Annotated in this window: 13 protein-coding genes, 1 pseudogene and 1 riboswitch; of the genes and pseudogenes, 10 read left to right on the top strand and 4 right to left on the bottom strand. The window is 74.9% G+C overall.

The annotated features are described in order from the left end of the window. Positions 1-10 precede the first annotated feature (10 nt). The 5 genes and pseudogenes from BLS43_RS26580 (at position 11) to BLS43_RS26560 (ending at position 5,047) form a co-directional block, all read left to right on the top strand. A complete protein-coding gene (locus BLS43_RS26580) occupies positions 11-1,003 on the top strand; it encodes an LLM class flavin-dependent oxidoreductase (protein WP_093089453.1) in 993 nt (330 codons plus the stop codon). Then, on the top strand, positions 1,000-2,244 hold the full coding sequence (locus tag BLS43_RS26575) for an LLM class flavin-dependent oxidoreductase (protein ID WP_093089452.1): 1,245 nt from the start codon (positions 1,000-1,002) through the stop codon (positions 2,242-2,244). Before BLS43_RS26580 ends, BLS43_RS26575 begins: the two co-directional genes overlap by 4 nt. A 25-nt stretch (positions 2,245-2,269) precedes the next feature. After that, positions 2,270-2,626 (top strand): rhodanese-like domain-containing protein, encoded by a 357-nt coding sequence (locus BLS43_RS26570; RefSeq protein WP_093089451.1) that lies wholly within the window; start codon positions 2,270-2,272, stop codon positions 2,624-2,626. Between the two features lie 17 nt (positions 2,627-2,643). Beyond that, on the top strand, positions 2,644-3,879 hold the full coding sequence (locus BLS43_RS26565; RefSeq protein ID WP_143030235.1) for an acyl-CoA dehydrogenase family protein: 1,236 nt from the start codon (positions 2,644-2,646) through the stop codon (positions 3,877-3,879). Between the two features lie 6 nt (positions 3,880-3,885). Then, positions 3,886-5,047: pseudogene (locus BLS43_RS26560) on the top strand (LLM class flavin-dependent oxidoreductase). A 22-nt stretch (positions 5,048-5,069) separates the two neighbouring features. Here BLS43_RS26560 and BLS43_RS26555 read toward each other — a convergent pair. The 4 genes from BLS43_RS26555 to BLS43_RS26540 are packed head-to-tail and all read right to left on the bottom strand — an operon-like array spanning position 5,070 to position 9,482. After that, complete coding sequence (locus tag BLS43_RS26555) at positions 5,070-6,407, bottom strand: protein adenylyltransferase SelO (RefSeq protein ID WP_093089450.1); 1,338 nt, start codon at positions 6,405-6,407, stop codon at positions 5,070-5,072. After that, a complete protein-coding gene (locus tag BLS43_RS26550) occupies positions 6,394-6,909 on the bottom strand; it encodes a nitroreductase family protein (protein ID WP_093089449.1) in 516 nt (171 codons plus the stop codon). Before BLS43_RS26550 ends, BLS43_RS26555 begins: the two co-directional genes overlap by 14 nt. Before the next feature lie 3 nt (positions 6,910-6,912). Beyond that, positions 6,913-8,271 carry an NtaA/DmoA family FMN-dependent monooxygenase gene (locus BLS43_RS26545; RefSeq protein WP_093089448.1) on the bottom strand — a complete coding sequence of 453 codons (1,359 nt, stop codon included), beginning with the start codon at positions 8,269-8,271 and terminating at the stop codon, positions 6,913-6,915. Between the two features lie 11 nt (positions 8,272-8,282). Next, positions 8,283-9,482: an LLM class flavin-dependent oxidoreductase gene (locus BLS43_RS26540; protein WP_093089447.1), complete on the bottom strand. Its 1,200-nt coding sequence runs from the start codon at positions 9,480-9,482 to the stop codon at positions 8,283-8,285. 262 nt (positions 9,483-9,744) lie between these two features. Between BLS43_RS26540 and BLS43_RS26535 the strand changes: the two genes are divergently transcribed. From BLS43_RS26535 to BLS43_RS26515, 5 genes are all read left to right on the top strand, one after another. Next, positions 9,745-10,530 carry a sulfite exporter TauE/SafE family protein gene (locus BLS43_RS26535; protein WP_245707849.1) on the top strand — a complete coding sequence of 262 codons (786 nt, stop codon included), beginning with the start codon at positions 9,745-9,747 and terminating at the stop codon, positions 10,528-10,530. 122 nt (positions 10,531-10,652) lie between these two features. Further along, positions 10,653-10,743, top strand: a riboswitch (SAM riboswitch). Between the two features lie 144 nt (positions 10,744-10,887). Next, entirely contained in the window at positions 10,888-11,109 is a 222-nt protein-coding gene (locus tag BLS43_RS26530) for a hypothetical protein (RefSeq protein WP_093089445.1), read from the top strand. 40 nt (positions 11,110-11,149) lie between these two features. Beyond that, positions 11,150-12,196, top strand: a complete 1,047-nt coding sequence (locus BLS43_RS26525; protein ID WP_093089444.1) for an LLM class flavin-dependent oxidoreductase — start codon at positions 11,150-11,152, stop codon at positions 12,194-12,196. Then, a complete protein-coding gene (locus BLS43_RS26520) occupies positions 12,193-13,545 on the top strand; it encodes an NtaA/DmoA family FMN-dependent monooxygenase (protein ID WP_093089443.1) in 1,353 nt (450 codons plus the stop codon). The genes BLS43_RS26525 and BLS43_RS26520 overlap by 4 nt, the downstream gene beginning before the upstream one ends. After that, on the top strand, positions 13,542-13,719 hold a 178-nt coding region (locus BLS43_RS26515; protein WP_143030234.1), incomplete at its 3' end, for a pyridoxal-phosphate dependent enzyme. The genes BLS43_RS26520 and BLS43_RS26515, both read left to right, overlap by 4 nt.

Raw genomic sequence — 13,719 nt, 5'->3', positions numbered from 1 at the left:
GGAGACCGACATGACGTTCGAGACGCCGTTCGACGAGACGGTGTACCTGGAAGCGGTCCCCGCGGAGGGGGACACCCTCGCGGAGCTGACCGAGTACGCCCGCGCCGCCGAGGCGGCCGGGTTCGACGCGCTGGGCTTCCCACTCGGCCGTGCCCTCGAGCCGACGACCCTGCTGTCCGCGCTCGCCGTGCGCACCACGACGCTCGGTCTCGTCGCGGACGTCAGCCCGGCCTACGCCGCGCCGTACAACGTGGCCCGCTACCTGGCCACGCTCGACCACCTCTCGCGGGGCCGGGCGGGCTGGCGGCTCGTCGCGACCGACCCGCCCGCGTTCGCCGACCTGCACGGTGGCGCGGCCCCGGCGCCCCCGCGCCGGGCGGCCCGGGCGGCCGAGTACCTGGACCTGCTGCCGCGGCTCTGGGACAGCTGGGACGACGACGCGATCCCCGCCGACCGCGAGCACGGCGTCTACGTCGACGAGGCGAAGATCCGCGAGACGCGCTGGACGGGACCGGAGTTCCGGGTCCACGGCCCGCTCGACGTCCCGCGCTCGCCGCAGGGCCACCCGGTCCTGGCCGTCGAGGTGGTCGACGCACAGACCCTGGACCTGGCCGTGGCGCACGCCGATCTCGCGGTCCTCGGCGCGCCGACCGTCGAGGGCGCGCGCGGGCTGCTCGCCGAGCTCGCGGCGCGCGCGCCCGCGCGCCTTCGACCGGTGCTCGCCCTCCCCGCCGACGCCGCGCCGACCGCGGCCGAGCTGTCCGCCCTGGTCGAGGCCGGGTTCGCCGGCTTCCGGCTGGAGCTGGACCGCGCCGGGCTCGACCGCGTCGCCGCCGACGTGCTCCCCGCCCTCGGGGGACGCCCCGTCCCGACCGCGCCGGTGGTGCCCGCCGTCGGCGGCGCGGGGAGGAACACCTTCCGGGACCGGCTCGGCCTCGCCCGCCCGCGGGACCGCTCGGCCGAGGGGCCCGCCGACCGCGTCGAGTTCGGAGCGTTCGCATGATGCACCTCAACCTGAACCTGCGTGAGGTCGGCTTCCACCGGGCCGGCTGGCGACACGCGTCGTCGACCCCGGAGCGGGTGCTGGACGCGGACTACTTCGCCGACATCGTCCGGACCGCGGAGGAGGGCCGGTTCGACGCGGTCTTCCTCGCCGACAGCCCCGCGGTCTTCGGCAACCGGGAACCCCTCGTCCAGTCGCTGGAACCGCTCGCGCAGCTCAGCGCGCTGGCCGCCCGGACCTCGCACATCGGGCTGATCGGCACCGTGACCACGACCTACCACGAGCCGTACGAGGTGGCGGAGCGGTTCGCCTCCCTGGACCTGCTCTCGGGTGGCCGCGCCGGGATCAACGTCGTCACCTCGGCGGGGGACAAGATCGCCCGCAACTTCGGGTACGAGACCCACCCGGAGCCGGAGCTGCGCTACGAGCGGGCCTCGGAGTTCGTCCACACCCTCTACGCACTCTGGGCCGGGGAGCGCCGGCGCGGCACCCGGTTCGCGGTCGAGGGGACACCCCCGTGGCGGCCCTCGCCGCAGGGCAGGCCGGTCATCGTGCAGGCCGGGGCCTCGCCCGCGGGCAGGCACATGGCCGCGACGCACGCCGAGGCCGTCTACACCGGCTCGTCCACCATCCCGAACGGGATCGAGTTCCTGCGCGACGTCAAGGCCCGGGCCGTCGCGCTGGGCCGGTCGCCGGACTCGATCAAGATCCTGCCCGGGATCGTGCCCTACGTCGCCGCGACCGAGGCCGAGGCCAAGGCCCTGGAGGCCGAGCTGGAGGAGCTCGCCCGCCTCGAGGAGGACCCGATCGCCCGGCTCGGGGTGGAGCTGGGGGCGGACCTGTCGCGGTTCGACCCGGACGCCCCGCTGCCCTTCGACGAGCTGCCCGAACGCAAGGCGGGCACCAGCCGCACCATCCGCCTGCGCACCTGGACCGAGCAGGAGGGCCTCTCGCTGCGGCAGCTGGCCGAGGTCCTGGTCAAGAGCCTCGGCGTCATCCACTGGGTGGTCGCCGGCACCGGCGAGCAGATCGCGGACGAGCTGGAGGCCTGGTACCGCGCCGGAGCGGCCGACGGCTTCAACGTCCTGGTCCCGCTGCACCCGCGCGGCACCCGGGACTTCGTGGAGCAGGTCGTGCCGGTGCTGCAGCGGCGGGGCCTGTTCCGCACCGAGTACGAGGGCTCGACCCTGCGCGACCACTTCGGACTCGCCGTCCCGGCGGCGTACCGCGTGTCCGCCTGAGTGTCCGCCCGAGAAGGAGAGAGCCATGCTCAACGCCCGAGCCACCCTGCTCAGCCCGGCCGAGGCCGCGGAGCTCGTCGCGCGCGACGAGGCCTACCTCATCGACATCCGCGGCGCGGCCGCCCGTGAGGAGCACGGCGTCGTGCCGGCGGCCACCGTGGTCGACCGCAACCGGCTCGACCGCACCTTCGGCCGGGACTCCGCCGAGCGCCTCGACGTCGCCGCCGACCCGGCCAAGCGGGTCATCGTCTTCTGCTCGTCCGAGCGCGGCTCGGGCCCCGTCGCCGAACGCATCGCCCGGCTCGGGTACCCGAACGTCTCGCACATCGAGGGCGGCTTCGCCGGCTGGCGTGCCGCCGAGCTGCCGACGGACGCGCCGTGACCCTCGCCGACCGAGCCGTGAGTGGCGAGAGTCGCCCTGGCGACCATCGCCACTCACGGGGTCACTCGGGTCCCCGCACCCTCGCCGACCTGCAGGCGGCTGCGGCGGCGGTCCTCCCTCGGATCGCCGAGGGCGCCGCGCAGCGCGAGGCGGACCGCACCATGCCCTACGCGCAGGTGGCCGAGTTCGCGGCCGCGGGCCTGGGCACCTGGCGGGTGCCCGCGAGCCACGGCGGGCCCGACGGCGGGCTGGTCGAGCTGTTCCGGTTCCTGATCGACCTCGCCGAGGCCGACCCCAACGTCGCGCAGGGGCTGCGCTCGCACCTCGCCTTCGTGGAGAACCTGCGGCGCAGCCCGGACCCGACGGCGCGCACCCGCTGGTTCCCCCCGATCCTCGGCGGCGCGCTGGTGGGCGCGGCGTCGGGGGAGATCGGGGCACCGCAGGGGGTCATGCGCACGCGGCTGCGGCGAGACGGCGATCGCTGGCGGGTCACGGGCGACAAGTTCTACACGACCGGCACCCTGTTCGCGGAGCTGATCTCGGTGACCGCGCTGGACGAGGCGGACGAGTTCGTCTCCTTCGTGGTGCCCGCCGACCGGGCGGGCGTCGAGCGGCTCGACGACTGGGACGGGATCGGCCAGCGCCTCACCGCCAGCGGGTCCACCCTGTTCCGGGACGTGGAGGTGTTCGCCGACGAGTTCCTGCCCTCGCACAAGTCGACGGGCAAGCGGCCGAAGGTCTCGCCGTTCTTCCAGCTCTACCTGGCCGCGGTGCAGGTGGGAATCGCCCGCAACGCCGTGGCGGACGCGGTGGAGTACGCCCGTCGCAAGGCCCGCCCGATCAAGCACGCCGGCGTCGCGTCGTCGCTGGAGGACCCCTACGTGCGCGAGTCGGTGGGGGACATGGCCGCCCGGGCGTACGGCGCCGAGGCCGCGGTGCTGCGGGCGGCGGAGGCCGTCGCGGCGGCCGAGGCGGATCCCGCCGCCGCGGACCCGGGGGAGGAGGACCGGCTGCGCGCGGCGAGCCTCGAAGTCTCCCAGGCCCACTACGTGGCCACGGAGGCCACCCTCGCGGTCGCCGAGCGGTTGTTCGACGTCGGCGGCGCCTCGACCGCCCAGCGCTCGCACAACCTGGACCGGCACTGGCGCAACGCCCGCACGATCGCCAACCACAATCCCCGCGCCCACAAGGCCGCCGTCGTCGGTGGCTGGCTGCTGGCGGGGGAGGAGCCGCCGATCACCGGGTTCTTCTAGGGAACGATGGGAGCTGTCGTGCAGTCCGGAGCGTCTCCGCGTCCACCGCTGTCCGTCCTCGACCTGTCCCCGGTGCCCGCCGGTGGCACGGCGGGGGACGGGCTGCGCCACTCGATCGACCTGGCCCAGGTGGCGGAGCGGTCCGGGTACCGCCGCTACTGGGTGGCCGAGCACCACCTCAATCCGGGCGTCGCCTCGTCGTCCACGCCGGTGCTGGTGGCGTTGATAGCCGCGGCGACCGAGCGGATCCGGGTCGGGTCCGGGGCGGTCCAGCTGCCGAACACCGCCCCGCTGTCGGTGGCCGAGCAGTTCGGGACGGTCGGGGCCGTGTACCCCCGGCCGGATCGACGTCGGGCTGGGCCGGTTCGACCTGCACACGCTGCTGACCCTGATCCGGCGGGGCCGGGGCGAGCTCGGAGCCGCGCGCCCACCGTCCCCGCCCGCCCGCGTGGTCGACGGGCTGCTGGTGCCGCCGCCCGCACGGTTCCTCGGGGACCTGTCGCTGTTCGGGACGTTCGGCAGGCTGCTGGGTTTCAGCGCGGACGACACCCCGCCGGACTACCGCGCCCAGGTGCGGGAGGTGCTGTCCTACTTCGACGGCACCTCGGTCCACCCCGACGGTCGCCCGCTCGAGGTCACCCCGGCGCAGGGGGCGGACGTCGAGGTGCTGGTCCTGGGCGCGAGCCCGGGGGTGAGCGCGCAGGTGGCGGGGGAGCTCGGGCTGCCGTTCGCGGCCAACTACCACACCTCGCCCAGCGCGACGCTCGACGCGGTGGCGGCCTACCGGGCGGCGTTCCGGCCCGGCCGCATCGCCGCGCCCCACGTGCTGGTCTCGGCGGACGTCGTCGTGGCGGACGACGACGACCGGGCCCGCGAGCTGGCCGCGCCCTACGGCCAGTGGGTCCTCGACATCCGCAGCGGGCGCGGCGCCCACCCCTACGTCACCCCGCAGGAGGCGCAGGCGCGGGCGTGGACCGAGGAGGAACGGGCCGCGGTGCGGGACCGGGTGGACACCCAGTTCGTCGGGTCGCCCGCGACGGTGACCGAGCGCCTGGAGACCCTCGCCCGGGCCACCGGCGCGGACGAGCTCGTTCTCACCACGATCACCACCGAGCACACCGACCGGGTCCGCAGCTACGAGCTGCTCGCGAAGGCGTGGGGCGCCTGACGCGGCGCGGCGAGCCCGTGGATCAGGTTCCGCAGTAGGTGACGTGCGGGCCCGTGCCGGGGCGGGTGAGGTCGGCCAGGCCGGGCCGCTCGACGTAGGGCTCGCGGACTGCGGCGAGCAGCCGGTGGAGGGGGGCGAGATCGCCCTGTTCCGCGGCCGCGAGCACGGCGTCGGTGATGTGGTTGCGAGGGACGTAGAGCGGGTTGACCCGGTCCATCGCCGCCCGGTCCGCGGTGACGAGGGGCGCGCGGCGGGCCGCCCAGGCGTCGAACGCCGCCCGGTCCGGGAACAGGTCCCGGGCCGTGCCCGCCGCGAGCGCGCGGAAGAACGTCGTGAAGTCGACGTGCTGTGCGTGCAGCAGCGCCATCAGGTCGGTCGCGAGTGCGGCGTCCGGTGTGGACACCCCCAGCTTCGCCGCCATGCCCTGCGCCCAGTACCGCGCGTAGGCGCGCGGGACCTCGTCCAGCAGGTCCTCGACCTCGTCGAGCGGGCGGAGGCTCTCGGCGAGGCGCGCGAGGTTCCACCGCAGGATCTCCGGTTGCGCCGCGTAGGCGTAGCGGCCCGTCGTGTCGAGCGAGCTGAACACGGTGGCCGGGTCGACGGCGTCCATGAACGCACACGGCCCGTAGTCGATGGTCTCGCCGGAGATCGTGGTGTTGTCGGTGCTCATCACGCCGTGCACGAAGCCGACGAGCATCCAGCGCGCCACCAGCGCGGCCTGGGCGTCGACGACCCGGCGGAACAGCTCCCGGTAGGGCCGCGGTGACCCGGCGGCATCCGGGAAGTGGCGGGCGATCGCGTGGTCGGCGAGGGCGCGCAGCGATCCGGGCTCGGTGGCGGCCGCGTACTGGAACGTCCCGACCCGCAGGTGGCTGGCGGCGACGCGGGTGAGCACCGCGCCCGGCAGCTCCCGGCCGTCCCGCTCGATCCGCTCCCCGGTGGCGACGACGGCGAGGGCCCGCGTCGTCGGGATGCCCAGCGCGTGCATGGCCTCACCGAACAGGTACTCGCGCAGCATCGGACCGACGGCCGCCCGGCCGTCGAGACCGCGCGAGAACGGGGTGGGCCCGGTCCCCTTCAGGTGCAGGTCGCGGCCGTCGGGCAGCTCGCCGAGCAGCAGCGCCCGCCCGTCGCCCAGCCGCGGCTTGTACACGCCCCACTGGTGTCCGGAGTAGACCAGCGCGCGGGTGTCCGCCCCCGCGCCCACCAGCGTCGTCAGGTCGAGGGGGTCGATGCGGAGATCGTCGTTCCACACGAGCAGCCGCGGCTGCGGGAACGCCACCGCCGGCCACGGCACGGACAGCGCCGGGACCGCGTCGGCGTAGGTGTGCGCCCACCGGGTCCGCTCACCAACGGCCACGGTGCACGACCTCGTCGAACGGGCGCCGATCGGGTTTCGCGAGCGGGCGCAGCGGCCGGTCCGCCGGGTGCCCGACGCCGATCAGGTAGGACACCTCGTGGGTGTCCGGCACGCCGAGGATCGCCCGCGCCTTGTCCTGTTCCCCCACCGAGGAGTGCCCGGTGCCCAGGCCGAGGTCCGCCGCGGCCAGCAGGATCGCGAAGGTGGCCTGTCCGAGGTCGTACTGGTCGACGACGCGGGTCCGGTCGTCCGCGGGCTCGGGGACGACCAGCGCGATCGCGGCCGGCGCGTCCGCGATGTGCCGTGCGCCCCGCCAGACGGTGGCGAGCTCGCGCAGCTGCGCGGGGTCGGTGACCAGCACGAAGTCCCAGTGTTGCCGGTTCGACGCCGACGGGGCGCGCCACCCCGCCTCCAGGATCCGGTCGAGGTGCTCGGGGGCCACCGGCTCGCTCGTGTAGCCGCGGACGTTGCGTCGTGCGCGGATCGCGTCCCAGGTCTCCATCGCTCAGCTCACGGCCTTTCCGGGGTTGGCGGGCAGCGGGGGCAGCCCGAGGTTGTCCCGCAGGGTGGTGCCCGTGTACTCCGACCGCAGCGAGCCCCGCTCCTGCAGCAGCGGCACGACCCGGTCGACGAACTCGTCCAGCCCGGTGGGGACGAGGTGGGAGCCGATGATGACGCCATCGGCGCCGTCCGCCTGCACGAACGAGTCGATCTTCTCGGCGACCTGGGACGGCGTGCCGACGAACGGGCCGCGCTCGAACTGGTCGAGGACGAGCTCGCGCAGGTTCAGCTTCTTGGCCTCGGCGATCTCCCGCCACCGGGCGACGGTGCCGACCCGGTCCTGCTGCACCAGCGCGCGGCCCTGGATGAAGGGCGGCGCGTCCGGCAGCGGGTCGACGTCCGGGAGCGGGCCCTCCGGGTCGTAGCCGGACAGGTCCCGGTTCCAGATCTGCTCGAGCAGGATCAGCGCGGTCTTGCCGGTGACCTGCTGATTGCGCACCTCGCGGTAGAGCTCCTGCGCCTCGGCCTCGGTGTCGCCGAGCACGAAGCTCGCCGACGGCAGGATCTTGATGTCGTCCGGGCTGCGGCCGAACGTCACGGCGCGCGCCTTGACGTCCCGGTAGAACTCCGCGGCCTCGGGCAGCGAGCCGTAGGGGGAGAAGATCGCGTCGGAGCGGGAGGCGGCGAAGTCCCGGCCCTCCGGTGACACGCCCGCCTGCAGGATCACGGGGCGGCCCTGCGGGCTGCGCGGCACCGTGAACCGGCCGCGGATGGCGAACTGGTTGCCCTTCACGTCGAACGCGCCGGCGTCCGGCCTGGCCAGGAACCGGCCCGCGGCGGCGTCGGCGGCGAGATCGTCGGCGTCCCAGGAGTCCCAGAGCGTGCGGACGGCGTCGATCATCTCGGCGGCGCGCTCGTAGCGCTGGGAGCGGTCGAGGAAGCCGCCGCGGCGGAAGTTCTGCCCGGTGAAGGCGTCGAACGAGGTGACCACGTTCCACGCCGCCCGCCCGCCCGAGAGGTGGTCCAGGCTGGCGAGCTGGCGGGCCAGCTCGTAGGGCTCGTTGAAGGTGGCGTTGATCGTCCCGGCGAGCCCGAGGTGGGTGGTCACGGCGGCGAGCGAGGCGAGCACCGGCAGGGTGTCGGGTCTGCCGACGATGTCCTGGTCGAACACCCGCCCGTCGCGTTCGCGCAGGGCCAGGCCCTCGGCCAGGAAGAAGAAGTCGAAGCGGCCGCGCTCGGCGGTGCGGGCGGTGTGTTCGAAGGAGGAGAAGTCGATCTGGCTGCCCGCCTCGGGGTGCCACCACGCGGTGTGGTGGTTCACCCCGCCCAGGTAGGCGCCGAGGATGACCTGCTTGCGCGACATGGGGGCGCCTCTCAGACGGCGGCGTAGCGATTGGGGACGACGGTCGGCAGCCCGAGTCGGGCCCGCAGGCTCCCCGCCTGCTCGTCCGGCCGGAAGAGCCCTCGCCCGCGCAGCTCCGGGACCAGGTCGCCGGTGATCGCGGCGAGGTCGTCCACCGCGACGGCGGGCCGCAGCCGCACGCCGTGGTAGCCGAGCGCGTGCCAGGAGCCGATCAGGTCCGCGGCTTCGGCGGCGGAGCCGGCGAACACCGTGGTGTCCGAGGTGTACTCCGCGCCGGAGACCTCCTCGAGCCGGGCCTTCCGCCGCGCACCGGACTCGGTCGGGGTGTCGAGGAAGACCACCAGGTCCGCCCACACCTGCAGCGGCTCCCCGGTCCGCCCCACCCGCTCGGCCGCCGCCGCGACGTCGGCCAGGACCTGCTCCGCAGGCCCCGCGTACCCCGGCGTGACGAACACCAGGTCGGCGCCGCGGGCGGCCAGCTCGTAGGGCTCGCGACGGTGGGCCAGCGCGGTCACCACCGGCTGACCCTGCGGCGGGCGCGGCACGATCGACGGGCCGCGGACCCGGAAGAACCGGCCCTCGAAGTCCACGGCGTGCACCTTGTCGCGGTCGAGGAACCGCCGGGTCGCGACGTCCCGGATCTCGGCGTCGTCCTCCCAGCTGTCCCAGAGCCTGCGCACCACCTCGACCACGTCCGCGGCCTCGTCGAACAGCTCCACGAACTGCGGCGGGAGCCCGTCCCCGACGAGGTCCGCCTGCGCGACCGGGCGGATCTCCCGGCGTCCGACGTGCTCGGCCTCCGCGGGCCGCCCGGACACCTTGACCTGCCACCCGGCCCGGCCGAGCGAGGTGTGGTCCAGCGTCGCGATGCCCTTCGAGACGTGGAAGGGCTCGGTGTGGGTGACGGTGACCGTCGGGACCAGGCCGATCCGGCTGGTCAGCGGCGCGAGCAGGGAGGCGGTCAGCAGCGCGTCGAGCCTGCCACGGACCTCGTCGGTGCGGTCGTCGGACCGGAACGCGTCGTGGGTCTGCAGCGCCAGGCTGTCCTCGATGGTCAGCAGGTCCAGCCCGCCGCGCTCGGCGGTGCGGGCCAGCCCGGCCCAGTAGCCGGGGGTGAACAGCGCGCTCGGTCGGGCGCCGGGCTCGCGCCAGGCGGCGGGGTGCCAGCCGGCGCCGTCGAGCGCGACGCCGAGGTGCAGGTGCTCGGACATGGGTCTCCTGATCGGTGGCGGTGCGGGGCCGTGATCAGGGACGACAGTGGCCGGGCGGCGAGCCGAGCCCGTCGAGCCACCGGCGCGCGACGAGGAGGGCTCCCGGACCGGGCATCCGAACCTCCTCGAGACGTCGTCTCCCTCCAGCATCGCCCGGCCCGGACGTGGTGGTGATGTGAGTCAGAGCACAGACGCCGGCGCCCGACCCTGGCGCCCGCGCGCGGGCATGACAGGCACGGGCGTCACCGGGCACGATCCGCGCGTGAACCCCCTGGAGGCAGGTCTCTCGGCGCTGGCCGCCGGGTTCGTGGTTGCGATCGTGACCACTCCGGTCGGTGTCTCCGGAGCGGTGTTCCTGCTGCCGATCCACCTCGACGTGCTCGGCGTTCCGAGCCCCGCCGTCACCCCCACGAACCTCCTGTTCAACGTCGTCGCGACGCCCGGCGCACTGGTGCGACACCACCGCACCGGCAGCCTGGGCGGCCCCCTGACCTCACGGCTGCTCGTCGGCACCGTCCCCGGCGTGATCGTGGGCAGCGTCCTGCGCGTCTACGCGACCCCCGGAGAGGCGGTCTTCCGGATCCTCGCGGCCTGCCTGCTCGGGCCGCTCGGGCTCTGGCTCGTCCTGCGGCGGCCCCGCCCGCCGGCCCCGGAGACGACGGCCGGGCCCGCCCGCGCGACGATCACGGCGCTCGGGTTCGTCGTCGGCGTCGTCGGCGGGATCTACGGCATCGGCGGCGGATCGCTGCTCGGCCCCGTCCTCGTCGGACTGGGGCTGCCCCTCGCGGCCGTCGCCCCGGCCGCGCTCGCCTCCACGTTCGTCACCTCGGTCGCGGGCGTCGCGACCTACGGTGTCCTGTCGCTGGTGAGCACCGGCCCCGTCGCCCCCGAGTGGGCGATCGGCATCCTCTGCGGTGTCGGGGGACTGCTCGGCGGCTACCTCGGCGCGCGGCTCCAACCCCGGGTGCCCGAGAAGGCCCTGCGCATCCTGCTCGGGCTCCTCGCCGTCGGGCTCGCCGCGGCCTATCTCGTGGCCGCGCTGACCTGAGGCCCCGGGTGAGGGGTCGGGCGGCGTTCGTGTCCGGACTTTCGGCGGCGCGTCCCGCCGCACGGAACATGAGCGTTCATGCTCTTGACACCCGGTCGGGGCGCGGGTCTAGTGGTGGTCAACAGCCATCCTGAGCGGCCGAGAGACCCGGCTCGTCGACGCCGCAGCAACCCGCAGACCCCTGCAGGGTGCTCCTGCCGGGAACGATGGGGGTCTTCGGTGTCCGGTCCGTGCACTCGTCCCGGGGTGGGGTCGTGGACGAGGCGACGGCACGTGGACTTCTGCCGTACCGAGGCGTCCCTCTGTCGGTGACCGCGGCCCGCACCGCCCGTCCCGACCATCACCTCAGGGGAAGCCATGTCCGTCCTGCCGTCACTCTCGTCCCTTCCGCCCACCCCGGACGACCGCCTCACCGAGATCGGGGACCAGCTCCTCGAGTCGCTGGAGGCACTCGTCGACCGCAACCGTTCGCTGCGGGCCACCGGCGCCGCAGCCCCCAGCGACCTGATCGCCGCCGAGGTCGCCCAGCACCTGGCCGTGGCCCGCTCGGCACTGAGCCGCATCCCGCGGCTCCGATGAGCCGAGCGGGTGGCGCTCGACCCACGCACCCGGAGGTTCCGTGACCCCGTCACCCCGCCTGTCCCTCGCCGTCGAGCTCGACGGCGACGGCGCCCACCCCGCCGCCTGGCGGCACTCCGGGCGCCCACCCGGCGCGGTGCTCGGCGGTGCCGCGGTGCGCGCCGCGGTCCACGGCGCGGAGCAGGCCGGCTTCGTGCTGGCCACCTTCGCCGACTCGCCCGTGCCCCCGAGCTCCGGGCTCGACGCCGCGGGCCGGCTGGAGGCGGGCACCCGGGCCGCGTTCGTCGCCACCACCACGTCCCGGATCGGGCTCGCCCCGACCCTGCAGGTGGCGACCACCGAACCGTTCCACCTGGCCACCCAGCTCGCGGCGCTCGACCACGCCACCCACGGGCGCGGCGGCTGGGTGGTGGGCACGGCGAACGATCCCGCCGCGGCCGCGACGATCGGCGCCACCCCGCTCGCGCCCGCGGACCTGGACCGAGAGACCCGGGACGTGGTCGACACCGCCCGCGCGCTCTGGGACTCCTGGGAGGACGACGCCGTCATCAAGGACGTCGCCACCGGCCGCTACCTCGACCCGGACCGGGTGCACCACGTCGACGCCGTCGGTGCGCGGTTCACCGTCCGCGGCCCGCTGATCACCCCGCGGCCCCCGCAGGGGCAGCTCGTCGTGCTGGCCGACGCGCGGCTCGGGCTCGGCGGGCTCGCGGACGTCTCGCTCGTCCGTGCGGACCTCGCGGCGGCGGACTCCCCGTTGCGGTTCGTCGAGGTGGAGGTGGTGCTCGACGCCGAGGAGCCGGCCGTCGACCGCCTCGCCGCCCTCGACGCGGACACGGTCTGGGAACCGAGCGGTGCGCTGCGGCACGTGGGGTCCGCGGACGCGCTGGTCACCCTGCTGCGCGAGCTGGCCGGAGTGGTCGACGGGGTCCGGTTCCATCCCGCCGTGCAGGCCGTGGACCTGCCGATCCTCGCCGACCGGGTGCTGCCCGCTCTCGCCGCCCTGCGCCGCTCGCCGGGGCGGACCCTGCGGGAGTCCCTCGGGTTGCCCCGTCCCGTCAACCGCTTCGCCGCGAGTGTCCGATGAGCCGCATCCAGCAGCGTCGCCTCCATCTGGGAGTCTTCTTCACCGGCGTCGGGCCGCAGACGCTGTGGGCGGACCCGCGGTCGGCCCCGCAGATGGCGATCGAGACCTTCGTCGACCTCGCCCGGCTGCTCGAGCGCGGCCTGTTCGACGCGTTCTTCCTCGGCGAGGGCCTGCGGGTGCGGGAGAACCGGGGCCGGGTCCACGACCTCGACGTCGCCGGGCGACCGGACGCCATCACGCAGCTCGCCGCCCTCGCGGGCGCCACCGAGCGGATCGGGCTGGTCGCCACCCAGAACACGACCTACAACTACCCGGCGGACCTCGCGCGCCGGCTCGCCGCCCTCGATCTGCTGTCCGACGGCCGCGCCGGCTGGAACATCGTCACCACCGACAACGCGTGGACCGGGGAGAACTTCCGACACGGCGGGTGGCTCCCGCACGACCGGCGCTACGAGCGCGCCACGCAGTTCGTCGAGGCCGCCAAGGCGCTCTGGGCGGGCTGGGAACCGGACTGGGAGCCCGCCGACGAGGGCCGGGCCAAGAGCTGGTCCCGGCCCGGCGCGATCGAGACCGTGGAACGGGGCACCGACCTGGTCGAGTTCACCGCGACCCCGACCGTGCCCGCGAGCAGGCAGGGCAGGCCGGTGCTGTTCCAGGCCGGGGACTCCGAAGGCGGACGGGAGCTGGCCGCCCGACACGCGGACGTCGTGTTCTCGGCGCACACCGCGGTCGAACCGGCCGCCGCCTACGCCGCCGACCTGCGGGCCCGGCTGGCCCGCCACGACCGTGCACCGGACTCGCTGCGGATCCTCCCCGGCGCGTCCGTCGTGCTCGGCGACACCCCCGCCGAGGCCGAGGAGAAGGCGGCCTGGGTGCGGCGCGAGCAGGTCACCGGGCCGCGCGCCCTGTCGTACTTCGAGCAGTACTGGGGCACGGACCTGTCCGCCTACGACCCGGACGGCCCGCTGCCGGACATCGAGCCGACGGACGCCGAGCTGGATCCCTCCCGCGGCACGATCTCGATCGAGCGGCGCACCGGCAAGCGCGCGCTCATCGACCGGTGGCGACAGCGCGCGGCGGCCGAGAACCTGTCGATCCGGGAGCTGGCCATCGAGGTCAGCTCGTCTCGCCCGCCCTTCGTCGGCACCCCGGGGCAGGTCGCGGACGTCTGGGCCCGCTACGTCCGGGAGCGCGTGGTGGACGGCTTCAACCTGCTGCCCTACCTTGTTCCCCAGGCGCTCACGGACGTCGTCGAGCGGCTGGTCCCCGAGCTGCAGGACCGCGGGGTCTACCGCACCGAGTACGAGGGGACCACCTTGCGCGAGCACCTCGAGCTGGGCCCGGCGTGAGCCATGAGAGCGTCCTCGACCTGGTGGGGAACACCCCGCTGGTCCGGTTGCGGCGCCTGACCGCGGGCCTGGCGGCGCAGGTCCTGGTCAAGCTGGAGTACCTGAACCCCGGCGGTTCGGTGAAGGACCGGGCGGCCCTGGAGATGGTGCGCGCGGCCGAGGCCGCGGGCCTGC

This window comes from Pseudonocardia oroxyli (assembly GCF_900102195.1).
Lineage (GTDB): Bacteria > Actinomycetota > Actinomycetes > Mycobacteriales > Pseudonocardiaceae > Pseudonocardia > Pseudonocardia oroxyli.
This window is presented reverse-complemented; position numbering and strand designations above follow the sequence as displayed.